The organism is Ensifer sp. Root1252 (assembly GCF_001425885.1).
GTDB classification, from domain to species: domain Bacteria; phylum Pseudomonadota; class Alphaproteobacteria; order Rhizobiales; family Rhizobiaceae; genus Ensifer; species Ensifer canadensis.
This window is the reverse complement of record NZ_LMDT01000015.1, coordinates 61176-86384: the sequence shown is the minus strand read 5'-3', so window position 1 is coordinate 86384 and position 25209 is coordinate 61176. Positions and strand designations below refer to the sequence as shown.

Annotated in this window: 24 protein-coding genes; 10 read left to right on the top strand and 14 right to left on the bottom strand. The window is 63.0% G+C overall.

What is annotated here, in order from left to right; all coding sequences use genetic code 11:
- Positions 1–89: 89 nt before the first annotated feature.
- The 4 genes from ASD02_RS18025 to glpK all read right to left on the bottom strand — a co-directional run bounded on the left by ASD02_RS18025 (position 90) and on the right by glpK (position 4989).
- Positions 90–1289, bottom strand: a complete 1200-nt coding sequence (locus tag ASD02_RS18025; protein WP_164474910.1) for an MFS transporter — start codon at positions 1287–1289, stop codon at positions 90–92.
- An 82-nt stretch (positions 1290–1371) separates the two neighbouring features.
- Entirely contained in the window at positions 1372–2124 is a 753-nt protein-coding gene (map, locus tag ASD02_RS18020; RefSeq protein ID WP_025428006.1) for a type I methionyl aminopeptidase, read from the bottom strand.
- A gap of 87 nt (positions 2125–2211) precedes the next feature.
- Positions 2212–3270: an LLM class flavin-dependent oxidoreductase gene (locus tag ASD02_RS18015; protein WP_025428007.1), complete on the bottom strand. Its 1059-nt coding sequence runs from the start codon at positions 3268–3270 to the stop codon at positions 2212–2214.
- Between the two features lie 231 nt (positions 3271–3501).
- Complete coding sequence (glpK, locus tag ASD02_RS18010) at positions 3502–4989, bottom strand: glycerol kinase GlpK (RefSeq protein WP_025428008.1); 1488 nt, start codon at positions 4987–4989, stop codon at positions 3502–3504.
- Between the two features lie 264 nt (positions 4990–5253).
- On the opposite strand from glpK, the gene ASD02_RS18005 reads away from it, so the two are divergent.
- The 3 genes from ASD02_RS18005 (at position 5254) to xdhB (ending at position 9981) form a co-directional block, all read left to right on the top strand.
- The gene (locus ASD02_RS18005; RefSeq protein ID WP_025428009.1) at positions 5254–6030 is read left to right on the top strand and encodes a 3-hydroxybutyrate dehydrogenase; all 777 of its coding nucleotides are present in this window, start codon (positions 5254–5256) and stop codon (positions 6028–6030) included.
- A gap of 118 nt (positions 6031–6148) precedes the next feature.
- Positions 6149–7639 carry a xanthine dehydrogenase small subunit gene (xdhA, locus tag ASD02_RS18000; protein ID WP_057221007.1) on the top strand — a complete coding sequence of 497 codons (1491 nt, stop codon included), beginning with the start codon at positions 6149–6151 and terminating at the stop codon, positions 7637–7639.
- 2 nt (positions 7640–7641) lie between these two features.
- Positions 7642–9981 carry a xanthine dehydrogenase molybdopterin binding subunit gene (xdhB, locus tag ASD02_RS17995; protein WP_057221001.1) on the top strand — a complete coding sequence of 780 codons (2340 nt, stop codon included), beginning with the start codon at positions 7642–7644 and terminating at the stop codon, positions 9979–9981.
- 52 nt (positions 9982–10033) lie between these two features.
- Here the strand turns inward: xdhB and ASD02_RS17990 are convergent, their stop codons facing one another.
- Positions 10034–10282 carry a hypothetical protein gene (locus ASD02_RS17990; protein ID WP_025428012.1) on the bottom strand — a complete coding sequence of 83 codons (249 nt, stop codon included), beginning with the start codon at positions 10280–10282 and terminating at the stop codon, positions 10034–10036.
- Between the two features lie 102 nt (positions 10283–10384).
- Between ASD02_RS17990 and ASD02_RS17985 the strand changes: the two genes are divergently transcribed.
- The 4 genes from ASD02_RS17985 to ASD02_RS17970 all read left to right on the top strand — a co-directional run bounded on the left by ASD02_RS17985 (position 10385) and on the right by ASD02_RS17970 (position 15353).
- Positions 10385–11326 carry a LysR substrate-binding domain-containing protein gene (locus tag ASD02_RS17985; RefSeq protein ID WP_057212610.1) on the top strand — a complete coding sequence of 314 codons (942 nt, stop codon included), beginning with the start codon at positions 10385–10387 and terminating at the stop codon, positions 11324–11326.
- A gap of 158 nt (positions 11327–11484) precedes the next feature.
- Positions 11485–12723: a urate hydroxylase PuuD gene (gene puuD / locus ASD02_RS17980; RefSeq protein WP_025428014.1), complete on the top strand. Its 1239-nt coding sequence runs from the start codon at positions 11485–11487 to the stop codon at positions 12721–12723.
- Positions 12720–14036: a guanine deaminase gene (gene guaD / locus ASD02_RS17975; protein ID WP_025428015.1), complete on the top strand. Its 1317-nt coding sequence runs from the start codon at positions 12720–12722 to the stop codon at positions 14034–14036. The genes puuD and guaD overlap by 4 nt, the downstream gene beginning before the upstream one ends.
- Before the next feature lie 180 nt (positions 14037–14216).
- Entirely contained in the window at positions 14217–15353 is a 1137-nt protein-coding gene (locus tag ASD02_RS17970; protein ID WP_025428016.1) for an alpha-hydroxy acid oxidase, read from the top strand.
- 289 nt (positions 15354–15642) lie between these two features.
- Here the strand turns inward: ASD02_RS17970 and ASD02_RS17965 are convergent, their stop codons facing one another.
- The 6 genes from ASD02_RS17965 to ASD02_RS17940 form a co-directional block, all read right to left on the bottom strand.
- The gene (locus ASD02_RS17965) at positions 15643–16029 is read right to left on the bottom strand and encodes a VOC family protein (RefSeq protein ID WP_025428017.1); all 387 of its coding nucleotides are present in this window, start codon (positions 16027–16029) and stop codon (positions 15643–15645) included.
- Positions 16030–16128: 99 nt separating this feature from the next.
- Complete coding sequence (uraH, locus tag ASD02_RS17960; RefSeq protein WP_025428018.1) at positions 16129–16491, bottom strand: hydroxyisourate hydrolase; 363 nt, start codon at positions 16489–16491, stop codon at positions 16129–16131.
- A 13-nt stretch (positions 16492–16504) separates the two neighbouring features.
- Positions 16505–17002, bottom strand: a complete 498-nt coding sequence (locus ASD02_RS17955) for an ureidoglycolate lyase (RefSeq protein ID WP_025428019.1) — start codon at positions 17000–17002, stop codon at positions 16505–16507.
- A gap of 96 nt (positions 17003–17098) precedes the next feature.
- A complete protein-coding gene (gene uraD, locus ASD02_RS17950; RefSeq protein WP_025428020.1) occupies positions 17099–17602 on the bottom strand; it encodes a 2-oxo-4-hydroxy-4-carboxy-5-ureidoimidazoline decarboxylase in 504 nt (167 codons plus the stop codon).
- Positions 17602–18531: an allantoinase PuuE gene (puuE, locus tag ASD02_RS17945; RefSeq protein ID WP_057221000.1), complete on the bottom strand. Its 930-nt coding sequence runs from the start codon at positions 18529–18531 to the stop codon at positions 17602–17604. The genes uraD and puuE overlap by 1 nt, the downstream gene beginning before the upstream one ends.
- 78 nt (positions 18532–18609) lie before the next feature.
- Positions 18610–19410, bottom strand: coding sequence for a DUF1045 domain-containing protein (locus ASD02_RS17940; RefSeq protein WP_025428022.1), 801 nt, complete (start codon positions 19408–19410; stop codon positions 18610–18612).
- A gap of 278 nt (positions 19411–19688) precedes the next feature.
- Here ASD02_RS17940 and ASD02_RS17935 point away from each other — a divergent pair, with 278 nt between their 5' ends.
- The gene (locus ASD02_RS17935; RefSeq protein WP_025428023.1) at positions 19689–20078 is read left to right on the top strand and encodes a PRC-barrel domain-containing protein; all 390 of its coding nucleotides are present in this window, start codon (positions 19689–19691) and stop codon (positions 20076–20078) included.
- A 65-nt stretch (positions 20079–20143) separates the two neighbouring features.
- On the opposite strand, the gene ASD02_RS17930 is transcribed toward ASD02_RS17935, so the two are convergent.
- Positions 20144–21286, bottom strand: coding sequence for an FAD-binding oxidoreductase (locus tag ASD02_RS17930; RefSeq protein WP_025428024.1), 1143 nt, complete (start codon positions 21284–21286; stop codon positions 20144–20146).
- A gap of 38 nt (positions 21287–21324) precedes the next feature.
- Between ASD02_RS17930 and mnmD the strand changes: the two genes are divergently transcribed.
- Both mnmD and ASD02_RS17920 read left to right on the top strand, forming a co-directional pair.
- A complete protein-coding gene (gene mnmD, locus ASD02_RS17925) occupies positions 21325–22044 on the top strand; it encodes a tRNA (5-methylaminomethyl-2-thiouridine)(34)-methyltransferase MnmD (protein ID WP_025428025.1) in 720 nt (239 codons plus the stop codon).
- A gap of 135 nt (positions 22045–22179) precedes the next feature.
- A complete protein-coding gene (locus ASD02_RS17920) occupies positions 22180–23766 on the top strand; it encodes a trimethylamine methyltransferase family protein (RefSeq protein ID WP_025428026.1) in 1587 nt (528 codons plus the stop codon).
- Positions 23767–23874: 108 nt separating this feature from the next.
- Here the strand turns inward: ASD02_RS17920 and ASD02_RS17915 are convergent, their stop codons facing one another.
- A complete protein-coding gene (locus tag ASD02_RS17915) occupies positions 23875–24324 on the bottom strand; it encodes a host attachment protein (protein WP_025428027.1) in 450 nt (149 codons plus the stop codon).
- A 121-nt stretch (positions 24325–24445) separates the two neighbouring features.
- Complete coding sequence (locus tag ASD02_RS17910) at positions 24446–25120, bottom strand: YafY family protein (RefSeq protein ID WP_025428028.1); 675 nt, start codon at positions 25118–25120, stop codon at positions 24446–24448.
- Positions 25121–25209 lie beyond the last annotated feature (89 nt).

Genomic DNA, 25209 nt, shown 5'->3' with positions numbered 1-25209 from the left:
AAAGCACCTTTTTCAACAATCAGGTAATATGAACGTTACCGTTATTTCATCATGTGTTACGGCAAGCGGCGCAACCTTCCCGCCGCCGCTCAGCGCGGCAGCGCCGCTGCGATCCGCCTGAGTTCGGCAACGATCACCCCGCCGCAGACGAACAGCACCGCGGCCGCGATCAAGGTCGGCGCTGCAAAGCTGCCGGTGCGCTGGGCCAACCAGCCGGCAACCACCGGACCGATGATCTGGCCGATACCGAAGGCCGCCGTCATCAGCGCCAGTGCCTTGCGCGGACTTTCCGGCGCCAGATGCCGGCCGATCTGCAGGCCGTAGGCGGTGATCATCATGAAGGTGGCGCCCAGCATCAGGCCACCGGCAAGCGGCGCATAGGGCAGCGGCAGGCTGACGGTGAGCACAAGGCCGACAGCCTCGGCCAGAAGACCGATCGCGTAAACACCGGCAAGCCCGAAGCGCGGCACGGCGAAGCGCCAGAGATAGACCGACAGCGCTGCACTTAGGCCCGTCAACAGCCAGGCAAGGAACTCGATGCTGTGGCCGCCGCTCGCGTCGCGGGCCATGGCCACCAGGAACGTGGCCGTGATCACGTAACCGAAGCCGAACAACCCATAGGTCAGCGTCACCACCGTCAGGGGGCGGGTCCAGGTCAGCGGCTTTTCACGTGCGGCGCCGTTGCCGGAGACGGGACCGGCCGGCAGCATCAGAGCGACGACGACCGTGCCGACAAGCGCGACAAGAGCGCCGGTGAACCAGTCGGCTTGCGACGCTGAAAGCCCGGCGGCGCCAGCGAGAGGTGCCAACCAGACGCAGAGCGAGGAGAAGGCGATGCCGAGCCCGACGCCGCCGAAATGCATGGCCGGCACATGTTCAGACCGCGCCAACAGCCCGTGACCAAGGACGATGCCGGAGATGAAGATCATCGAAAACGCGCTGGCAAGGCCGGCGAGAAAGCGGATGAGACTGAGCACCAAGACCGAGGACGTCAGGCCCATCGCCGCCAGCAGCAGTGTGGTTGCCGCGAGCGAAGCAAGCCCGATCCTTCGCTCCTGCCCATGCGCCCAGCCGTAAGCGCCAAGCACGGCGCCGGCGAGATAGCCGACGAAATTGGCCGAGGCGATGAGGCCGGCATCCGCCGGCGATAGGCCGAGGTCCGTCATCATCGCCGGCAGGATCGGCGTGTAGGAGAAGCGGCCGAAGCCCATGGCGACCGCCATGGCAATGGCGCCGGCGGTAGCGGTGGAGGCGAGGCTTGCGTGATGTGGTCTGTCGATCGTGGTCATAAGCAGTTTTATTGCACTGCAAAACGAACACCACAAATCACTATAATTGAATGTCCTATTGAAGGAATCGAACGATGGCCCGTCAGCCGGGCAGCGTCACCACCAACGGACCGCCGCGCGTGACGACGACCGTGTGCTCATATTGCACGGTCGGTGCCCGCGGTTCGCTGTAGAGCGTCCAGTCGTCCTTGTCGCCGCTCTCGGCCCAGTCCGCGCCCATCGAGAGGAACGGCTCGACGGTAAAGACCATACCGTCGGTCATGCGCCGCCGCTCGCTCGGATCCGGCCAGGTCGCGATCTCCTTCGGCTCCTCGTGCAGCGAGCGGCCGATGCCGTGGCTGGCAAGGTTGGTGACCAGCGAATAGCGGTTCTTGCGGGCGAAATCGCCGATCGCATTGCCGATCGCTGCAAGCGACTGGTCCGGACGCACTTGCTTGAGGCCGACCCACATCGCCCGCTTGCCGTCACGGCAGAGGCGGTCGATGGCTGCCGAGACCGGCGGCACCGGAAAGGAAGCGCCGGTGTCGGCGAAGATGCCGTCTTTCTCAGCCGAAACGTCGATATTGACGAGATCGCCGGCGCGGATGATGCGGCTGCCGGGGATGCCGTGGGCGATTTCCTCGTTGACGCTGATGCAGGTGGCGCCCGGAAACTGGTAGCAGAGTTCCGGCGCAGAGCGCGCACCTGCCTCTTCCAGCACCTTGCGGCCGATGGCATCCAGTTCCGCCGTGGTGATGCCCGGCTCGAGCGCTTCGCCCATAGCCTGCAGCGCATTGGCGCAGATGCGGCCGATTTCCTTCAGCCGCAGCAGATCTTCTTCGTTGTTGAGGGTCATCCGTGTCTCGCTTTCGTGCCCACATGTAGCCGGTCGGTGCCGGATTTTCCAGCGCCGACAAGCGAGACATGAACGGCCTGTGGCGGCTCAGGCCGAAACGGTCTGTCCGGCCCCCTGCTCGGCAAGCGCCTTGCGCACCAGCGGCGCGACCTTGGTGCCGTAGAGTTCGATGCCGCGCATGATCTGGGCATGCGGCATCGGGCCGATCGCCATCTGCAGCAGGAAGCGGTCGTTGCGGAAGAGCTTCCAGTTCTCGACGATCTTCTCCGCCACGGTTTCGGGGTCGCCGAGGAAGAGATTGCCGGCAGGGCTGCGCGCCTGGTCGAAATGCGCCCGGTTCGTCGGCCCCCAGCCGCGCTCCCGGCCGATGCGGTTCATCACCTCGGCCTGCGGGCGATAAAACTGGTCAGCGGCAAGATCGGTCGTATCGGCGATGAAGCCATGGACATTGATGCTGGTCTTCAGCTTTGCCGGATCCTGGCCGGCACGACGGGCGGCCTCGCGATAAAGATCGAACAGCGGAGCGAACCGGCGCGGCTCTCCGCCGATGATCGCAAGTGCCACCGGCAGCCCGAGGGCACCGGCACGGGCAACCGACTGCGGCGTGCCGCCGACGGCGATCCACAGCGGCAGCACCTCCTGCAGCGGACGCGGATAGACGCCGCGATCGCTGATCGCAGGGCGCATCTCGCCCGCCCAGGAGACCTTTTCCGCTTCGCGCAGCGCCATCAACAGGTCGAGCTTTTCGGCAAAGAGCTGGTCGTAATCGTCGAGCGACTGACCGAAGAGCGGGAAGGACTCGATGAACGAGCCGCGCCCGGCCATGATTTCGGCCCGGCCGTTGGAGAGAAGGTCGAGCGTGGAAAACTGCTGGAACACGCGCACCGGGTCGTCCGAGCTCAGCACCGTCACGGCACTCGTCAGCCTTATGGTCTTCGTCCTCGCGGCGGCTGCCGCAAGGATGACGGCTGGTGCCGAGGCTGCATAATCAGGGCGGTGATGTTCGCCAAGGCCAAAGACATCGAGGCCGACCTGATCTGCCAGTTCGATCTCTTCCAGCAAATTGGCAAGCCGACGCTGGCCTTCCCGGCCCTTGTCGGCAGCGTTCGGATCGACATCCGCAAATGTGTAAAGCCCGAGTTCCATGATGCCCATCCTATCGTTGTTCTACCGACAGATAGTTGGCCCCGGCGAAAGCAGCAAATGCGCGTCCGGGAAACACTGTGTTTCCCGGATGATGCCAAACGGCGCTTGGATCAAGCCAAGGGTCCGGGGCGAGAGCGTTTCCGGTTTAAGCGGAGTCGCAGAAACGCTCTATCTCCTTGTTTTTACGCATTTCCTGACGGAAAACCGCTTCGCACTTTTCCTGGAAATGCTCTAGGTCAGCGTGCGCTTGACCGCATTGCGCCAGCCCTTGAGCTTCGTCTTGCGCGTCGCTTCGTCCATCGCCGGCTCGAAACGGCGATCGCGCGCCCAGGACTTGGCGAACTCCTCCTGCTTCGGCCAGACGCCGGCGCGGCTGCCGGCGAGCCAGGCAACGCCGAGCGCCGTCGTCTCGAGGATGGTCGGCCGGTCGACCGGCGCATCGAGGAGGTCGGAAAGCCGCTGCATCGTCCAGTCCGAGACGACCATGCCGCCGTCGACGCGCAACACGGTTTCCTTGCCGTTGCTGCGCCAGTCCTTGTGCATGGCTTCGAGCAGATCGCGCGTCTGGTAGCAGACCGCTTCGAGCGCGGCACGCGCAAACTCGGCGGGCCCGGTGTTGCGGGTCATGCCGAAGATCGCGCCGCGAGCGTCGGGATCCCAATGCGGCGCACCGAGACCGGTGAAGGCCGGGACGAGGTAAACCTCCTGCGACGGGTCGGCGCCTTCGGCAAGCGTGCCGGTGTCCGGAGCCGCCTTGATGACCTTCAGGCCGTCGCGCAGCCACTGCACCGCCGCGCCGGCAACGAAGATCGAGCCTTCGAGCGCATAGGTGGTTTCGCCATCCAGCCGGTAGGCAATGGTGGTGAGCAGCCGGTTCTTCGAGCGCACCATGTCCTTGCCGGTGTTGAGCAATGCGAAGCAGCCCGTGCCGTAGGTCGATTTCAGCATGCCCGGCTTGAAGCAGGCCTGGCCGATGGTGGCGGCCTGCTGGTCGCCGGCAACACCGAGGATCGGGATCGCCGTGCCGAAGCGCTCCTTGTCGGTGACGCCGAAATCGGCGGCGCAGTCCTTCACCTCCGGCAACATGGCGCGGGGAACGCGCAGGATGTCGAGCAACTCGTCGTCCCAGGCATTGTCGGCGATGTTGTAGAGCAGCGTGCGCGAGGCGTTGGTCGCATCGGTGACGAAGGACTTTCCGCCTGTCAGCCGCCAGATCAGGAAAGTATCGATCGTGCCGAAGCAAAGCTCGCCCTTGGCAGCTCTGGCCTGGGCGCCCTTCACATTCGACAGCAGCCAGTTGAGTTTGGTGCCGGAGAAATAGGGATCGAGCAGCAAACCGGTCTTCTTGGTGAAGGTCTTTTCGAGACCCTGTTTCTTCAGCTTGTCGCAATAGGCTGATGTGCGGCGGTCCTGCCAGACGATGGCGTTGTGGATCGGCTTGCCGGTTTCGCGATCCCAGACCACCACCGTTTCGCGCTGGTTGGTGATGCCGATGCCGGCGATATCGCTTGGGGAGATCCCCGCCTTCCTGATCGCCTCGTTGACGGTGACGACGACGCTATCCCAGATTTCCTCCGGATCGTGCTCGACCCAGCCGGATTTCGGAAAGTGCTGCCTGAATTCCTTCTGGTCGAGGCCTGCTACCTGCTGCTTGCCGTCGAAGACGATCGCCCGGCTCGATGTCGTGCCCTGATCGATCGCGAGAATATATCCGCCCATATGCCCCTCCCCGGCCTCACATCACGTGTCTCGACGCCCTTCCTCTTGGGCGTGGCGTCCATTTCGAAAAACTTCAATACGATGGCAAAACGAATGTCAAACGAAAACAAAACGCAAGAAATCGTGACAAGGCCTCCCGCCGCAACTCTGCGTCGGCGGCCTGAAAAACACAATTGTCACCTCAGCGGTTTTACGCGTAGGTTGACGCTGTTGCGCCGCAAAAAACGGGCAAGATCAGCGGCGCTGCAAAGGGAGAGATCAGGAATGACGAGAACTGCGGTCATCACCGGTTCGACGAGCGGCATCGGCCTTGCCATTGCCAAGGCTTTTGCCAAGGGCGGCGCCAACATCGTCTTGAACGGCTTCGGCACGCCGGACGAAATCAAGGCTGCGACGGACGAAGTCGGGGCGCTCACCACGGGAACGGTCATCTATCACCCGGCCGACATGACGAAGCCGGACGAGATCGCCGACCTGATGGCAACGGCGGCAAAACGCTTCGGCAGCGTCGACATTCTGGTCAACAATGCCGGCGTTCAATATGTCGAGAAGGTCGAGGATTTCCCGGTCGAGCAATGGGACCGGATCATCGCCATCAACCTCTCCTCCTCTTTCCATACCATTCGCGCCGCCCTGCCCGGCATGAAGGCAAAGGGCTGGGGCCGCATCGTCAACATCGCCTCTGCCCACGGGCTCGTCGCCTCGCCGTTCAAATCGGCCTATGTCGCCGCCAAGCACGGCATCATGGGGCTGACAAAGACCGTCGCGCTCGAAGTTGCGGAAAATGGCATCACCGCCAATTCGATCTGCCCGGGTTATGTGCTGACCCCGCTGGTCGAAAAGCAGATCCCGGATCAGGCCCGCACCCGCGGCATCACCGAAGAGCAGGTCATCAACGACGTAATGCTCAAGGGCCAGCCGACCAAGAAATTCATCACCGTCGAGCAGGTAGCGTCGCTCGCCGTCTATCTCGCAAGCGATGATGCGGCGCAGATCACCGGCACGCATGTTTCCATGGACGGCGGCTGGACGGCGCAATAGAGAGCCGCCCGTCCATTGAGACGAGGCGGACGACGCCCTAACTCTATGAAAATGCGCATGGTCCGTCGCCGGGAACGCTTCCGGCTTTTGCGGCCATGCATCAGCAGGAATGAATGGCATGCCTAAGGTTAGGGAACGCAAGGACGACGACAGCATTCGCTTCATCCTCAATGATAGCGAGGTGGCGCTTTCCGACGTCGCGCCGACCGCGACCCTGCTCGACTATCTCAGGCTTGAGCGCCGGCTGACAGGAACCAAGGAAGGCTGCGCGGAGGGCGATTGCGGTGCCTGCACCGTGCTCGTCGGCCGGCTCGCCGGCGAAACGCTGGTCTATGAAAGCGTCAATGCCTGCATCCGCTTCGTCGGATCGTTGCATGCGACCCATGTGGTCACCGTTGAGCATCTCGCCGCCAGGGATGGAACGCTTCATCCCGTGCAGCAGGCGATGGTCGATTTCCATGGCTCACAATGCGGCTTCTGCACGCCCGGCTTCGTCATGTCGCTTTATGGCCTCTGGCTTTCGAACGACAATCCCAGCCGGGCCGACATCGAAAAGGCGCTGCAAGGCAACCTTTGTCGCTGCACCGGCTACGAGCCGATCGTCAAGGCGGCCGAGGCCGCCGCAAGCGCGCGGCCTTCTGCTATCTTCGATCCGATCACGGCTGCGCGCGAGGCCACCATCGCCCGCCTCAAGGCGCTTCAACCCGAGAAAACGATCACCGTCCGCCACGGTGAAAGCTGTCTGATCGTGCCGGCGGATGCCACCGGCCTCGCGACCGCTCTTGCCGAGCACAAAGGCGCGACGGTGGTTGCCGGCGCCACCGATGTCGGCCTCTGGGTCACCAAGCAGATGCGTCCGATCGATCCCGTCGTCTTCATCAACGGCATCGCCGAACTGCAGCGCATCGAGGAAAGCGACGGCGGCCTGACCATTGGTGCCGGCGTCAGCTATTCAGCCGCCTTTGCAGCGCTCAGCAAAGCCTATCCAGCCTTCGGCCGGTTGATCGACCGTATCGGCGGCGAACAGGTGCGCAACATGGGCACGATCGGCGGGAACATCGCCAACGGTTCGCCGATCGGCGACAGTCCACCGCCCCTGATCGTGCTGGGGGCAACTGTCACGCTGCGCTCGACGGAAGGGACGCGCACGCTGCCGCTTGAAGATTTCTTCATCGCCTACGGCAAGCAGGACCGCAAAGCCGGCGAATTCGTCGAGAGCGTCTTCGTGCCCGCGCTGCCGGCGGGTGAGCTGTTTGCGGCCTACAAGCTCTCCAAGCGCCGCGACGAGGACATTTCCGCATTACTCGGCGCCTTCCGCATTTCGCTTGACGGCAACCGGGTAGAGACCGCCCGCATCGCCTTTGGCGGCATGGCCGGCACGCCGAAACGCGCTGCAACCGTCGAGGCCGCGCTCATCGGCAAGCCCTGGACCGAGGAAACGGTGCGCGCCGCTCAGGCAGCCTTCGAGGCCGACTATCAGCCCTTGAGCGATTGGCGCGCCACCAGCACCTATCGCATGCTGGCGGCGAAGAACCTGCTGATGCGCTTTTTCCTGGAAAGTGGCGGCCAGCCGGCGGAGCTCGTGCGCTACGCGGCGGGAGAGAGGTAATCATGGACAAGTCGACCTTCGAAGAACGCAAGGCGATCAAGGGGCAGATGCATTCGCACCAGCGCCATGACAGCGCCCACAAGCACGTGACCGGCACCGCCGATTACATCGACGACATGCCGGAACCGGCGGGCACGCTGCACGGTGCGCTGGGGATGACCGACCGCGCCCACGCCGAAATCACCGCCATGGACCTCTCGGCCGTCGCCGCGGCGGCCGGCGTCGTCTGCGTGCTGACGGCGAGCGACATGCCGCATTCCAACGATATCAGCCCCAGCCACCTGCATGACGAGCCGGTGCTTGCCGACGGCATCGTGCAGTTCCACGGCCAGCCGGCCTTTGCCGTCATCGCCGAGACGCGCGACATCGCCCGTCGTGCTGCCCGGCTGGCGAAGATCAGCTATCGCGACCTGGCGCATTTCACCGATATCACCGATGCGGTAGCCCATGGCGGCGAGCTCGTCACCCAGCCCCTGACCTTGCAGCGGGACGATGCCGACGCTGAACTGGAAAAGGCGCCGCGCCGGCTGAAGGGCCGGATGCGCATCGGCGGCCAGGAGCACTTCTACCTCGAAGGCCATATCGCCCTTGCCATTCCCGGCGAGGACGACGAGGTCACCGTCTGGTCGTCGACCCAGCACCCAAGCGAAATCCAGCACATGGTCTCGCACGTGCTCGGCGTTCCCTCCAATGCGGTCACGGTCAATGTGCGCCGCATGGGCGGCGGCTTCGGCGGCAAGGAAACGCAGGGCAACCAGTTCGCAGCCCTTGCAGCCGTGGCGGCGAAAAAGCTCGGCCGTGCGGTCAAGTTTCGCCCCGACCGCGACGAGGACATGACCGCCACCGGCAAGCGTCACGACTTCCTCGTCGACTACGATGTCGGCTTCGACGAGGAAGGCCGCATCCACGCCGTTCACGCCAATTACGCTGCGCGCTGCGGCTACTCCTCCGATCTCTCCGGACCGGTGACCGACCGCGCGCTGTTCCACGCAGACAGCTCCTACTTCTACCCGCATGTAAAACTGACGTCGCAGCCGCTGAAGACGAACACCGTCTCCAACACCGCCTATCGCGGCTTCGGTGGCCCGCAAGGCATGGTCGGCGGCGAGCGCATGATCGAAGAGATCGCCTACGCTCTCGGCAAGGATCCGCTCGAGATCCGCAAGCTCAATTTCTACGGCGAGAAGGGTTCCGGCCGGGATATCACCCCTTACCACCAGCAGGTCGAAGACAACATCATCGCCCGGATCGTCGCCGAGCTTGAAGTCGACGCCGATTACCAGGCGCGCCGCATGGCCATTATCGAGTTCAACCGTGCGAGCCGTGTCATTCGCAAGGGCATCGCGCTGACGCCGGTGAAGTTCGGCATCTCCTTCACCATGACCGCATTTAACCAGGCCGGCGCCCTCGTGCACATCTATCAGGATGGCTCGATCCACCTGAACCACGGCGGCACGGAAATGGGCCAGGGCCTTTATGTGAAGGTCGCGCAGGTCATCGCCGACAGCTTCCAGGTCGATCTCGACCGCGTGCGCGTCACCGCGACCACGACCGGCAAGGTCCCCAACACCTCGGCGACCGCTGCATCGTCCGGCTCCGACCTCAATGGCATGGCCGCCTTCGATGCGGCGCGCCAGATCAAGGAACGGCTCGTCGCCTTTGCAGCCGAGCGCTGGCAGACGACGGCGGAAAACGTCACTTTCGTTCCCGATCACGTGAAGATCGGCGAAGAACTGGTACCCTTCCCGGAATTCATCAAGCTTGCCTATACGGCGCGCGTGCAGCTTTCGGCCGCCGGCTTCTACAAGACGCCGAAAATCCATTGGGACCGCGCGACCGGACGGGGAACGCCCTTCTACTACTTCGCCTATGGCGCCTCGGTGTCGGAAGTATCTGTTGATACGCTGACCGGCGAATACATGGTCGATCGCGTCGACGTGCTGCACGATGTCGGCCGCTCGCTCAATCCGGCGATCGACCTTGGCCAGATCGAAGGCGGTTTCGTCCAGGGCATGGGATGGCTGACAACGGAGGAGCTGTGGTGGGACGACAAGGGCCGACTGCGCACGCACGCACCCTCGACCTACAAGATCCCGCTCGCCTCGGACCGGCCGAAGATCTTCAACGTCAAACTGGCCGAGTGGTCGGAAAATGCGGAAAAGACCATCGGGCGGTCAAAGGCCGTGGGCGAACCGCCCTTCATGCTGCCGATCTCCGTGCTCGAGGCGCTGTCGATGGCGGTGGCGAGCGTTGCCGATTATCGCGAATGCCCGCGCCTTGATGCGCCGGCGACGCCGGAGCGCGTGCTGATGGCCGTCGAACGCCTTCGACAATCGTCTTGATTGATGACATCGCCGCGCATCCCGTTCGACGCGCGGCGTGTGAGAGCTCCGGTCAGATCCGGGGCAGCTCGTCGATGTTGACGAGGCGGTGCGCGTCGGCCTGCGCCTCGACATCGTCCCCATAGGGGCCACGGCCATCCATGAAACCCATGTCTCTTTTGATATGGTCGGACAGCGCATTGACGTCGAGCACCGGCTTGGCGACAACGGCACGGCCAAACAGGGTGGACGTGAGCCGCACGACCGCATCCAGCGAAAGAAGCGGTTTTCTTTCAGTATGTTCGATAACGTCGCAAGTCATTTTGAGCACCTGTTCGTCTTGGGAAGTTGACTTGCAGGATGCCGTGGAAGAGGATTGAGTTCCAATCGAACATCCGTCTGCATGCATCAAGAGAACTTATCCATGAAGATGTCCAAGCAGTTTCCGCTGAATGCGTTGAGGGTCTTCGAAGCCGTCGCCCGGCTCGGCAGTTTTACCAAGGCCGGCGAGGAGCTGGGCATGACCCAGACCGCCGTCAGCTACCAGGTCAAGCTGATCGAGGAGAGCGTCGGCGAGCCCTTGTTCCTGCGCCGCCCACGCCAGATCGCGTTGACCGATGTCGGCCAGCGGCTGGCGCCACGGGTCACCGAAGCCTTCGAGATGCTGCAGGAGGCCGTCTCCTCAGCGCGCGGCGATATCGACAGCACACTGTTGATCAGCTCGACCCCGACCTTCGCCTCGCAATGGCTCGCCCGCAACATCGGCTCGTTTCAGCTCGCCCACCCCACCATCGCCGTGCGCCTGGACACCAACGACAACCTCGTCGATTTTGCCAAGGAACCCACGGATCTCGCCATCCGCTCCGGCGCCGGCGTCTGGCCGGGCCTCGACACACATCCGCTGATGCGCGTCGAGTTCAGCCCGATGCTGAGCCCGGCACTCGCCGAAACCGTTGGCGGCATCCGCGAGCCGCGTGATCTCCTGAAGCTCAGGATCATCGATGCCGGCGACCCCTGGTGGCGGATCTGGTTTTCGGCCGCCGGCGTCGACGATCCGGATCTCGAGGGCCGCCCGACAAGCCGGCTCGGCGCGCAATCCTTCGAGGCGCGCGCCGCCGTTGCCGGCCAGGGCGTGGCGATCCTGACACCGGAATTCTACGGTGACGACGTAGCGCTTGGCCGGCTCTACCAGCCTTTCGACCTGCGCTGCAGCGACGGCTGCGACTACTGGCTGGCCTACCCGCATGCGCGCCGCAACACCCCGAAGATCCGCATCTTCCGCGACTGGATCCTCAGCGAACTCTGCCCGTCGGTTCAGTTCGGGGCCGATTGGGTAGAAGAGCGCAAGGCGGCTTCCGCGAGCTAGGGTAACCCATTAGAATCCATCAGGTTTATCATTCCGGGTGAATTCACCCCGAAATCGTCCCGATCGCGGCAATTTACGCTTGGAGGCGCATTCGCCCCCTTCCCCAACTCCCGGTTTTTGCGCAAGGTGCGCTGACGGAGAGAATAAAGGGGACCTGAATGTACGAGTTCGCCATCGCCTGGGAATGGCTGGCCTTTGCTGTGCGCTGGCTGCATGTCATTACCGCCATCGCCTGGATCGGCTCATCCTTCTATTTCATCGCGCTCGACCTCGGTCTCGTGAAGCGCGACCACCTGCCTGTTGGAGCCTACGGCGAGGAATGGCAGGTGCATGGCGGTGGCTTCTACCACATCCAGAAATATCTGGTCGCCCCCGCCTCGATGCCCGAGCACCTGACCTGGTTCAAATGGGAATCTTACGTGACGTGGCTTTCGGGCTTCGCCATGCTCTGTCTGGTCTATTACGGCGGTGCCGATCTTTTCCTGATCGATCGCCACGTGCTCGATATCTCGGCAACGTCCGCGATCCTGATCTCGCTCGCCTCGCTCGGCATCGGATGGGTCTTCTATGACCTGCTCTGCAAGTCGCCGCTCGGCAACAACACCTGGGGCCTGATGGCGCTTCTTTATGTGGCGCTGGTGATCATGGCCTGGGGCTATACCCAGGTGTTTACAGGCCGCGCCGCCTTCCTGCATCTGGGCGCTTTCACCGCCACCATCATGTCGGCCAACGTCTTCTTCCTCATCATTCCCAACCAGAAGATCGTCGTTGCCGACCTGATCGCCGGGCGCACGCCCGACCCGAAGCTCGGCGCCCAGGCCAAGCAGCGCTCGCTGCACAACAACTACCTGACCCTGCCGGTCATCTTCTTCATGCTGTCGAACCACTATCCGCTGGCTTTTGCCACCGCCTTCAACTGGATCATCGCGGCGCTGGTGTTCCTGATGGGTGTCACCATCCGGCACTGGTTCAATACGACCCATGCCCGCAAGGGTAGGCCTACCTGGACGTGGCTCGTCACCGTCCTCCTCTTCATCCTGATCATGTGGCTGTCGACCGTGCCGAAGGTGCTGACCGGCGAAGAAAAAGCCGAGGTCGCGCCGGTCTTTGCCCGGTTTGCGGAGAATGCGCATTTCCCCGCCGTCAAGGACGCGATCTCGACCCGCTGTTCCATGTGCCACGCAGCCGAACCGGTCTATGAGGGCATCGCCCGGCCGCCGAAGGGCGTCGTGTTAGAGAGCGATCAGGAGATTGCCGCCCACGCCCGCGAAATCTATATCCAGGCGGGGCGCAGCCATGCCATGCCGCCCGGCAACATAACCGACATGACGACGGACGAGCGCCAGTTGCTGGCAGCCTGGTTCGAAAGCGCCGTCGAGGAAGGCAAGACACAATGACAACGACGCTCATCCGCGGCCGCCTCTTGAGCTTTCACCGCGCGCCAATGGCAATCGAGGACAGCGCCGCCTACACCTATGAAAGCGATGGCGCGCTGCTGGTCGCAGACGGCCGGATCAAAACGTCTGGCACCTACGCGACTGTGAAGGCCGAGGCAGCGGATGATATCGTCGAGATCGATCACCGCCCGCACCTGATCGTGCCGGGCTTCATCGACACGCATCTGCATTTCCCGCAGATGCAGGTGATGGCCTCCTACGCCGCCAACCTGCTGGAATGGCTCAACACCTATACCTTCCCGGAAGAGTGCCGCTTCGTCGAGACCGCCCATGCCGAGCGCATCGCCAGCCGTTTCTTCGACGAAATGGTCCGCCACGGCACGACGACGGCGGCCGCCTATTGCACCGTGCATAAGGCATCCGCCGACGCCTTCTTCGCCGAGGCGCTACGCCGCGACATGCGCATGATCGCCGGCAAGGTGATGATGGACCGCAATGCCCCGCAGGGGTTGCTCGATACGCCGCAGATGGGCTACGACGAGACCCGCGCGGTAATCCGCGACTGGCACGGCAAGGGCCGCAACCATGTCGCCATCACTCCGCGCTTTGCCATCACCTCGACGCCGGAGCAGATGGACGTCGCAAAATCGCTGGTGCATGAGTTTCCCGACCTGCATGTCCAGACACATCTGTCGGAAAACCGCGACGAGATCGCCTTTACCTGCGAACTCTATCCGGAAGCCACCGATTATACCGACGTCTACGCCCGTTATGGGCTGCTTGGGCCGAAGAGCCTGTTCGGCCACTGCATCCACCTCTCAGACCGCGAGGCGGACGTGATGTGCGAGACGGGATCGGTCGCGGTCTTCTGCCCGACATCCAACCTCTTCCTCGGCTCGGGCCTTTTCCCGTTGCGGGCGCTCAACCGGCGCGAAAAGCCGGTACGCACCTCGGTCGCCTCGGATATCGGCGGCGGCACCAGCTATTCGATGCTGAAGACGCTCGACGAGGCCTACAAGATCCTGCAACTGCAGGGCGAGCGGCTGAACCCGTTCGACAGCTTCTTCATGATGACCCGCGGCAACGCCGAGGCGCTGTCGCTGGTCGATCGCATCGGCACGCTCGAGGCCGGCACCGACGCCGACTTCATCGTGCTCAACATGGCGGCAACACCGGCGATGGCGCTGCGCGCCGAAGTGGTCAACTCACTCGCCGATGAACTTTTCCTGCTCCAGACCATGGGCGACGACCGCGCGATCGTCGAGACCTATGTGGCGGGAAAACCGGCCAAGGCGGCACTCGCTGCTGCCTGACTTCACCGTCATTGGCAAAGAGGTCAAAAAAATTGACCTCTTTGCGTCCGCGCTATTAACAAGCCTCCGGCAAACATGGTAAGGCCTCGGTAGTCATCCCAAGAGTTGGGTGCGGAAAAGTGTCCGCGGCTTTCCGCCCGCATCCCGCTCTAACCTGTGTTTCAGATGAAGGCCGTTTCCATGACGCAAATCCTCGAAATCAGCGACCTCAAGGCCCTTGCCAAGCGCCGCGTACCGAAGCTCTTCTTCGATTACGCCGACAGCGGCGCCTGGACCGAGGGCACCTATCGCGCCAACGAGGAAGACTTCGCCAAGGTGAAGCTGCGCCAGCGGGTGCTGGTCGACATGACCAACCGCTCGCTGGAAACGACCATGATCGGCCAGAAAGTGTCGATGCCGGTGGCGCTGGCGCCGACGGGGCTGACCGGCATGCAGCACGCCGATGGCGAGATGCTGGCAGCCCAGGCGGCCGAAGCCTTTGGCGTTCCCTTCACGTTGTCGACCATGAGCATCTGCTCAATCGAGGATGTCGCGTCGGTCACAACCAAGCCCTTCTGGTTCCAGCTCTACGTCATGCGCGAGCGCGAGTTCGTGCTGAACCTCATCGACCGGGCCAAGGCCGCCAAGTGCTCGGCACTGGTGCTGACGCTCGACCTGCAGATCCTCGGCCAGCGCCACAAGGACCTGCGCAACAGCCTGTCGGCCCCGCCGAAGCTGACCCCCAAGCATCTCTGGCAGATGGCGACACGTCCCGGCTGGTGCATGAAGATGCTCGGCACCAACCGCCGCACCTTCCGCAATATCGTCGGCCACGCCAAGAGCGTCACCGACCTGTCCTCGCTCGGCGCCTGGACGGCAGAACAGTTCGACCCGCAACTCTCGTGGAAGGACGTCGAATGGATCAAGGAGCGCTGGGGCGGTCCGCTGATCCTGAAGGGCATTCTCGATCCGGAAGACGCCAAGATGGCGGCGGCGACCGGCGCCGACGCGATCATCGTCTCCAACCACGGCGGCCGCCAGCTCGATGGCGCCCATTCCTCGATCAGCATGCTGCCGCGCATCGTCGATGCGGTCGGCCACCAGATCGAGGTGCATCTCGATGGCGGCATCCGCTCCGGCCAGGACGTGCTGAAGGCCGTCGCCATGGGCGCCAAGGGCACCTATATCGGCCGCCCCTTCCTCTACGGCCTCGGCGCCATGGGGAAGGAAGGCGTGACCAAGGCGCTGGAAATCATCCGCAAGGAGATGGACATCACCATGGCGCTCTGCGGCAAGCGCGATATCAACGACGTCAACCGCGACATTCTCGCGGATTGATCGAGCGCGCCAACCGGCGAAGCCGGATTGCCTGAAAAGGGCGGCTTCGCGGCCGGCCTCCAACACGTGTGTGGAATGCCTGCAGTTCCAAATTGGTCGCATAAACTAAACGTATGCGATCGTTTCTTGCGGCGAACCGTCCTTTGAGACGGGCGGTTCAGTCGTAAGCTTCAGGATTGATGCAGGTCGCCTTTACAGCGCCGCGCGTCAAATATGACGCGCAAAGGACGCTGTATCGCTTCAAACTTGTTGCATAATTCTATCCTCAAATCGGATCAGATTTGAGGAATTATGCAGTAGATCCAAGAGTTTGCGGCTCTCCGATCTCTATTGCGTGCCCGTCGGGATCATAAAAACGGAACACCCGCTGTCCCCAGGCTTGCCGCTCAATCGGGTGGATCAGCTCCACCTGCGGCGCAATGCTTTCGAAGGCCGCTTCGATATTCTCATGCTCGAAGTAGAGCAGCAGGTTCCCTCGCCCATAGGGTTCTTCCGCGGGACCGACTTCCCGCCAGACTGTTTGTTCCAGCGAACGACCCTCGTGGATCGCAAAACCGGTCTCGAAGAGAACGAAGTTTCCGAAGTCCTTCAACACCGTCAGACCGAGTGTCTCCCGGTAAAAGTCCCTGGATCGATCGATGTCGCGGACGAAAGGGATCGGATTGATGAAACGCATCGAATTCCCCTCGTGAGTCTCAAAATCGTCTCACACAATCCCGATCAAGGCGACGGTTTTCGACTGAATTTTACGCCGCGAACACTCATCCACCCACGCTCAGCTGCCGCGATAGGTCGAGTAGCCGTAGGGCGAAAGAAGCAGCGGCACGTGATAATGGCTGGCCGGATCGGCAATGCCGAAGCGCAGCGGGATCAGGTCGAGGAAGGCAGGCTCCGGCAGGTCCGCACCGACACGACGAAGATAGTCGCCGGCGTGGAAGACCAACTCGTAGCTGCCCGCCATGAAGCCGATGCCTTCGACCATGGGCCCATCGACGCGTCCGTCGCTGTTGGTATGAACGGTGCGGATCAGTTGCCGCTCGTCGCCTTCGAGCCAAAAGAGGTCGATGCGCAAGCCTTCGGCCGGCGTGCCGAGCGCAGTGTCGAGGACATGGGTGGTCAGGCGGCCGGTGCTGCTCATCGCTGCTCTTCCTTCATATTGCGCTCTCGATGACGAAGGGCTCGTCGTAGACATATTCTTCGAGATTGTTTCCCGGCCCATCCCGATCGACGACGATGAAGTCGCTGACCGCGCCCACCGACATCAGCGGATGGTGCCAGACATTGCGCCCGTAGTTGACGCCCTGCCGCCCGTTCGCCCGGAACACCCGCGGCATTCCCGGTCGGCCCCCCTCGTCTTCGGCAACGACGACGAGCCAGGGCCGGTCCTCGAGCGGCGAAAAGCTCTGGCTGCCGAAGGGGTGTCGCTCCATCATCGCCACCGCGTAAGGAAAGGCGCGCGGCTGGCCGCGAAAGATATTGATGATGACATCGGCACCCTCGCCGACAACATCGGCACGCGCCAGGCCATGGAAGCGTTCGGTGGTCCCGCCATTGATGTACCGCATCGAAGCCGGATCAGCCTCGATGACCGTGCCGAACGGCGCGAAAGCATCCTGCGTCAGGGGTTCGATCGAAAGAATACGCGACATCAGGCCATCGCCCCGCGGTGCTCATTGCCGGCGGCGTCGGCATGGTCCGGTTCGACTGCCCTCGGTAAAGATGAGCGCAGATAGCGAACGGGTATGTCAGGCATTTTCGTCTCCTGGAAGCATGGATTGCAGCCGCAGGCGGGCGATCTTCTCCACCTGCGCACAGGCGGTTTCAAATTCCTCTTCGGTCGAATTGTCAATGCGCCTTTCGAACGAGGCGAGAATGTCGTTCTTCGTCAGGCCCTTGACCGCGATGATGAAGGGAAAGCCGAATTTCTGCGTATAGGCCTCGTTCAGCGCCGTGAACCGGGCATGCTCGTCGGCCGAAAGGCGGTCGAGGCCGGCCGACGCCTGCTCCGCCGTCGAGTCCGCCGTCAGCTTGCCGGCGATCGCCAGCTTGCCGGCAAGATCCGGGTGGGCGCGCAGCACCGCCAGCCTTTCGCGCGGCAGACCGGCGCGAAAGGCCTGGCAAAGTGCCGAGTGCACGTTGCCGGCCGAAAGTCCCGTTGCGGCCGCCCGGTCGTAGGCCCGTTCGGCAACCCATGGAGAATGCTCGAACACGCCGCCGAAGCGGCTGACGAAGGCGTCGCGATCGGACATCAGAGAGCCCCTTCCGGCTTGTGGTGTTCATACCAGTGACGGGCGATGTCGATGCGCCGCGGCACCCAGACCTTGTCGTGCGACATGACATAGTCGATGAACCGCGCCAGCGCCGCGGCGCGGCCTGGACGCCCAACGAGGCGGCAGTGCAGGCCGATGTTCATCATCTTGGCGTTGCCTTCCTTGCCCTCCTCATAGAGCACGTCGAACGTGTCTTTGAGATAGGTGAAGAACTGGTCGCCGGAGTTGAAACCCTGGTTCGTCGCAAAGCGCATGTCGTTGGCGTCGAGTGTGTAGGGGATGATCAGATGCGGCTTGTCGGCCGTCAGCCCCGCCACCCAATAGGGCAACTCATCCGCATAGGAATCGGAGGAATAGAGGAACCCGCCCTCTTCGAGAACGAGCTTCAGCGTGTTGCTTGAAGGCTTGCCCTGGTAAAGGCCAAGCGGGCGCTCGCCGGTCAGTTCGGTATGCAGCCGAACGACTTCGCGGATATGCTCGCGCTCCACCTCTTCGGGGAAATCCTTGTATTCGAGCCAGCGCAGGCCGTGGCTGGCGATCTCCCAGCCCGCTTCCTTCATGGCGGCGACCGCTTCGGGATTGCGAGCCATCGCCAACGTCACGCCGTAGACCGTCAACGGCACGTCGCGGCTGGTGAACATGCGCCAGAGCCGCCAGAAACCGGAGCGCGAACCGTACTCATAAATCGATTCCATGTTGAGGTTGCGCTGGCCCTGCCAAGGCTGTGCACCAACGATCTCCGAGAGCAGGCTCTCGGAGGCCAGGTCGCCATCGAGGATGCAGCTTTCGCCGCCCTCTTCATAGTTGAGCACGAACTGCACGGCGATACGCGCATCGCCCGGCCAGTTTGCCTTGGGCGGGTTGCGGCCATAGCCGACGAGGTCACGCGGATGGGAAGTCTCAGACATCAAATCACCCTTCGAATTTTCCGGAACGGTATCACCGCCGACCGGATTGTCGAGACAAAATGACGTCGGTGCAGACGGTTAGCGGCCGGCCATCAGCGAGGCGACCATCCGCGACAGTGGCGGGATAGGGCCTGGCGCAAGCGTCGCCTCGGCTGCCGGCCGCTTGATCCGTTCGGCCCGCTTGGCCGCCGAAATCTTGCCGAGCGGGTGTTGCGAGTGGACGCGCATCGGCGCGCCCGATTCCTGCTCCACGAACAGCGCCAGGCTGCCGATCGTCAGCGGCGGCGCCAGGCATGGTTCGAACAGGTCGCGAAGCGGTGCCTCGATGCTGCGCATCGCGTCCAGATTGAGCGGCCCGGTCAGCATCATGTGAAAGCGATATTCATCCATCACATGAGGATCGCCCCAGCGATGCAGGTTGGAAAATTGCGGCGCCGTCAGCCTGTCGGGGTCGGAGCGCTCGATGTCGTCTTCGCTGAGCGGCGCGCGGAACGCGTCGAATTCCTGGATGATGCTGGCGGCCAGCAGATGCATCGCCGTGCTCGGGATCTGCGGCATCAGTCCCCAGCAGTGGCCGAGCCGGGCCACTTCCAGGCGCTCGATCTCGAACGGCGTCTGGGCGCCGGCAAAATGCATCAGCGCCTTGAGTAGCTGCGCCTCGTCCATATCGGGGTGAAGCCGGAAGGGCGACATCACCACCGCCTGAAAGCCGAAGCGACGCGGGACAGCCGTATGGAAGGCGATCTCGGATGCGGTCAATCCGGAGATCGATGGTAACTCGGTGGGCTCGCCGGAATAGACATTGCGGCCGAGCCAACTGGCGGCAACCGTTGAAAGCGGGTCGGCCATCGGCGGCGTGAAACAAATGGCGTAACGCATGCGCATGCTCCGGAAATCCGTTCTGGCACAGACCCGCGACAATCGATCTCGATCGTCGCCAGGGTGCGCAGGTTCAAAATCTTAGAGCTTCAACAATACCCTCCCCGGGAAGACGCGACGCTCTATTGCCCGCGTCTTAGGTGATTTGCGTGACAGCTTGACGAAGTGGAAGGGGCAATACCACGCGATTACCGTCCGGATCGCGCCCGCAGCTTTTTCGGAACCATCCCACCGACCAGCCGTTCCCCTGAGGTAGCAAACAACGATGGAGAAGAAGCGTGACCTATCACAATGCGAACCTTCAGGACGCCGGGATCAAGGAAACCCATGACCTGATCGCCAGCGACAAGGTTGAAGGCACGAAGGTTTATGGCGCCGACAACAAGCACATCGGCTCGATCGAGCGCGTTATCCTGGAAAAGCGCAGCGGTCGCGTGGCCTATGCCGTGCTCGGGTTCGGCGGTTTTCTCGGCATCGGGGAAGATCACTATCCACTGCCTTGGGCCAAGCTGACCTATGATGAGAACCTCGGCGGCTATCGGACTGATGTGACTCGCGAACAGGTCGAGCGGGCGCCGAAATATCACGGCAACGAGGAATACGACTGGAACAGCGAGAACGGACGCCGGGTCTATGACTATTACGGCGTGCCGCCTTACTGGATGTAAGGATCGGGTTTACGATCGTCCCGACATGGCTCCGCCGATGGCGGGGCCGTTCTTATGCCGCCAGCTTAAAGATGTTTCTCGCGAAGTGCCGCTATGTGATTCTGGCACAAGAAGGATCCCGGAATGTCGATCAACGGCTGGCCGGTGATCTCGTCGACGACGAAGCGCGCGAGGCGGTGGGCGATGCCGAAGCTCACCTTGAAGCCGCCTGTCAGGACCGACAGGTTTTCGTGATCCGGATGGCGCCCGGCGATCGGCTCCCGGCCGGTCGATTTCGGCCGGATGCCGGCCCAGCGCTCGACCACCTCCGCCCCGCGCAAGGACGGGACCAGCGCCTCGGCGCGCACCAGCAGCTCATTCAGCAGTTCATCCGTCGACTGCGGATCGGCATATTTGTTCTCGCTGGTGCTGCCGACCGCGATATGCCCGTCGTCATGGGCGACGATATAGACGCCGTCGGTGAAGATGACGGGCAATTGCGGATCGACATCGGCCAGAAGCAGCGCCGCCTGGCCCTTGACCCCCGTGCCGCTCGGTCCACGGAGAGGTCCCGACAGCGCATCGACGAGCGGAAAGCTGTCGACGCCGGCAGCAACTATGCAATGGCCGAAGGCGATTTCCGTGGCGTCATCGAGTTCGGCGCGGCCCTGGCCCGGATGGATTGCTCGAACGCCCGTCCCCTCGACGATCCGCACGTTCGGCGATTGCGCCAGTGCCGCACGCAGAACCGCCAGCATCTGGCGTGGAGAAAGCCGACCGCCAAGCGTATCGAACACCAATCCGCAAGCCGCCGCCTCGGCACTGAGCCATCCGGACGGCAGCTCGTCGCGCACGTGCCAGAAGAACTGGCGGTCGCCTGCCCGCCAGTTGCGCGTCGCATCCTGCTCGTGGCGAAGAGCGATCTCGCGCAGATGCGGCTTCGCAAGCGGCATGATCCGCCCGCTGCGGCGGTAACCTGCCGAAAGTCCGGTTTCGGCCTCGAGCGTTTCGATCTCGCTTTCGAGCGACACCAGGGCGTCGAACTGGAATTGTTTCTTGGCGTTCCATTTGTCCGGCATGTGCGGCATCAGCGCGCCGAGTATGCCGCCACTGGCGCCGGCCCCGATGCGATGCTCGTCGACCAGTTGCACGTCCATGCCGGTCCGTGCTGCCGTAAGGGCTGCCCAGAGCCCCATGATGCCGCCGCCGACGATCAAAAGTTCGCTCATCGATTGACCTTCTCCGGTGGCGGGATTATCGCCATCGCATGACAGGATCCGCCGCAGAACCGAACCAGCCCCCGGCCCATCAAAGCCTCGATTGGCACGAGGGCGATATGCCCTATTCCAGGGAGTTTGGCGATCATTTTTATTGCCGCACCGACGGTCGGCTCGAATGCGGACATGTGTTCCTCGCCGGCAACGGCCTGCCCGAACGCTGGGCCTCCGGCGGGGCATTCACCATCGGCGAACTGGGCTTCGGCACCGGCCTCAATTTCTGTGAAACCTGGCGGCAATGGAAAGCTACGGCGACCACGGACGGCACGCTGCATTTCGTCAGTTTCGAGCGCTTTCCCATGCAGGCGGAGGAAATCTCCCGCGCCTTGTCCCATTGGCCGGAGATCGACGCCGAACGGCTGGCCCTCACCGATCGCTGGCCGGCAACCAACGACGGCAGGATCGAGATCGATCTTGGCGATGGCGTTCGCCTGACCGTCGTTTGCGGCACAGCACTGGAGGGGCTCGCCCAAGCGAAGGAGCGCTTCGATGCCTGGTTCCTCGATGGTTTTGCACCGTCCCGCAATCCCGACATGTGGTCGGAGGAGCTGATGCGGCTGGTGTTCGACAAGACCGCGGCCGGCGGCAGCTTCTCCACCTATGCCGCCGCCGGCTTCGTTCGCCGCAATCTGCAGGCGGCCGGCTTTGCCGTCGAGAAGCGCAAGGGCTTCGCCGGGAAGCGCGAGATGCTGCGCGGAGACAAGCGCTGAGCGAGGCGAGCAGTCGGCGTCCGCGGGCATTTTGACGGCCTTTACTCCACCAGAGAACTGAACTGTCGCAAATGGCAGGGGCATGACCGCGAAAAATCTGCGACAGAAATCCATCGGCAACGCGGTGGGTTTTTCATGAACGACGATCAGTTTCCGGATGCTGCCACAGGTGAAACTTCCTCAGCCCCGCTCGAGCGGCGACGCCGGCCCGGCGGCCGCAGTGGCGAGCGCACACGAAAATCCTCAGGCGGTAAATATCTCAATCTCGTCAACACCCAGAGCAAATCCTCGGTACTGTCAGAAGACGCGCTCGAGGCGATCCATCAGGCGTCGCTGACGATCCTGGAAGAGATCGGCATGGATGTCATCCTGCCCGAGGCGCGCCAGCGCATGAAGGCAGCGGGCGCCGATATCACCCCCGGCACCGACCGCGTGCGCTTCGATCGCGGGCTGATCATGGAGATGATCGCTTCGGTTCCCTCCTCCTTCACCATGCATGCGCGCAATCCGGCCCGCAACGTCGCGATCGGCGGCAACAATCTGGTCTTCGCCCAGATCGCCAGCGCCCCCTTCGTGGCCGACCGCGAAGGCGGCAGGCGCACCGGCAATCAGGAGGATTTCCGCAAGCTGGTGAAGCTCGCCCAGTCCTACGACATCATCCACACCACCGGCGGCTATCCCGTCGAGCCGGTCGACCTGCACGCATCCGTGCGTCATCTCGACTGCCTCTCCGACATGGTGAAGCTCACCGACAAGGTCTTCCACGTCTATTCGCTCGGCCGCGAGCGGAACACCGACGGCATCGAGATCGCCCGCATCGGTCGCGGCATATCCATGGAGCAGATGGAGCGCGAACCGTCGCTGTTCACCATCATCAACACCTCCTCGCCGCTGCGCCTCGACGGGCCGATGCTGCAGGGCATCATCGAAATGTCGTCGCGCAATCAGGTGGTGGTGGTCACGCCATTTACGCTCGCAGGCGCCATGGCGCCGGTCACGATCGCCGGTGCCCTGGTGCAGCAGAATGCCGAGGCGCTGTGCGGCATCGCCTTCACCCAGATGGTCCGGCGCGGCGCGCCGGTCATGTATGGCGGCTTTACCTCGAATGTCGACATGAAGACGGGCGCACCCGCCTTCGGCACGCCGGAATACATGAAGGCGGTCATTGCCGGCGGCCAGCTCGCCCGCCGCTACAACATTCCCTACCGCACGTCCAACACCAACGCCGCCAATACGCTCGATGCGCAGGCAGCCTACGAGTCCGCGCTATCGCTCTGGGCACTGACGCAAGGCGGCGGCAACTTCGTCATGCATGCGGCCGGCTGGACCGAGGGCGGACTGACCGCCTCGTTCGAAAAATTCATCCTCGACGTCGACATGCTGCAGATGGTGGCGGAATTCCTGACGCCGCTCGATGTCAGCGAGGATGCACTCGGGCTCGACGCGGTGCGCGACGTCGGCCCCGGCGGGCACTACTTCGGCACGCTGCACACGTTGCAACGCTATGAGACAGCGTTCTATTCGCCGATCCTTTCCGACTGGCGCAACTTCGAAACCTGGACGGAGGCGGGCCGGCCGACGACCTATGACCACGCCAACCGTGTCTTCAAGCAGAAGCTCAACGAATACGAACGGCCGCCGCTGGACCCGGTGATCGAAGACGAACTCGACGCCTTCGTTGCAAAACGCAAGGAGGAAGGCGGCGTCCCGACGGATTTCTGACGGGACGCCTTGTTACATCAAGATGCGGCATGCGTATGAGAGCATTTCCGCCCTCTGCCTTACGCATGCCCAGACGGGAAACCGCTAAGCACTTTCCCTGCAAAAGCTTCAGGGATAAACGGCCGAGCGGGCGGTGGCGATCAGTTGCTCGATCGGCACAGTGACGCAGTTGCGGTCGATTTCGGCCACCGTCTTCTGCCTTACATTGGCAGAAAGCAGCTTGCGCAAATCTCCGAGCGTCCTTGGCGCCGCGCAGATCACCAGGCTGTCGAAGGCGTTGTCGTTCAGATAGCCTTCGAGCCTGCTGGCCACATCGACGGCAAAGCGATGCTTTTCCTCGCGTACCGGATCACTGCTGTATTCCATCGCCGACCGGCCATGACCGACGGACGAATGGCTGCGTCCCGGCTTGTCGGCCATGATATCCTGGGCGCGTTTCGGGTCGGTGTGAATAACCTCTTCTTCCGGGTGCTGACGTTCGTCCTTCCGCAGGTTGACGCCCTTGACGAAGCGCGCCGTATTGCCATCCGCGGCCAGTATCCAAGTCCGGTTCTGCACGATTGTCTCCCATGCAATGATGTTGCTCGTGGGCAGGCCAGAATAAGCCCTTAATAGAAACGGATGAAGCCCGATCCGGTTCCATCTTTTCCTCGATCGCGCGCACTTTTACGGTGTCATCCTACATGCGCGAGAGATAGGCGTCGAAGCTGCGCTCTGGTGACGACTGGAAATGATCGCGCTCGAGTTTCATCTCCCGGATGCGATCCACCCGGAAGTCGCGAAAGTCCTGGCGCAGCTCGCACCAGGTGGTCAGCAGCCAGTGATGGCCGAAGACGCTGAGGCCGAGCGGCCAGACGGTGCGCTCCGAGCTCTGATCGGCGAGGCTTTCATAGGCCATGCGCACCTTGCGCTCCTCGGCGATCGCCCGGCGCAGGTCACCCAGCATCGGCGGCGGCTTCGGCTGCAGCGCCGAACGGAAGGCGCGGATCGGGGCGCTGCGCAGCCGCGCCACGTGCTCGGGCGGAAGTCCGTGTTCGATCTTTTCCATGGCCTCGCGCGCGGCCTGCGCCAGCCGGTGGTCGCCAAGCATCTGCACGGCCCGCGCGCCGAAGGCCAGCGCTTCGAGCTGCTCGAAGGTGAAAGCGAGCGGCGGCGCGTCAAAGCTCTCGCGCAGGAGGTATCCGACACCGCGCTCGCCGTCGATCGGCGCACCCGAAGCCATCAGGTGTTCCATGTCGCGGTAGATGGTCCGCCGCGCCACCTCCATCTTGTCGGCGATTTCCTGCGCCGTCATCGCCCGGCCGGTCGCCCGCATGAGCTGGATGATTCGAAACAGCCGGTCGGCAGGTCTCATTCGCGTATTCCCATCGCATGTCGATGTAAGGCTATGGCCATAAGGCTGTCAGTTGCACTGTGCTTTAGTCAAGCGGCAATCAACATGGA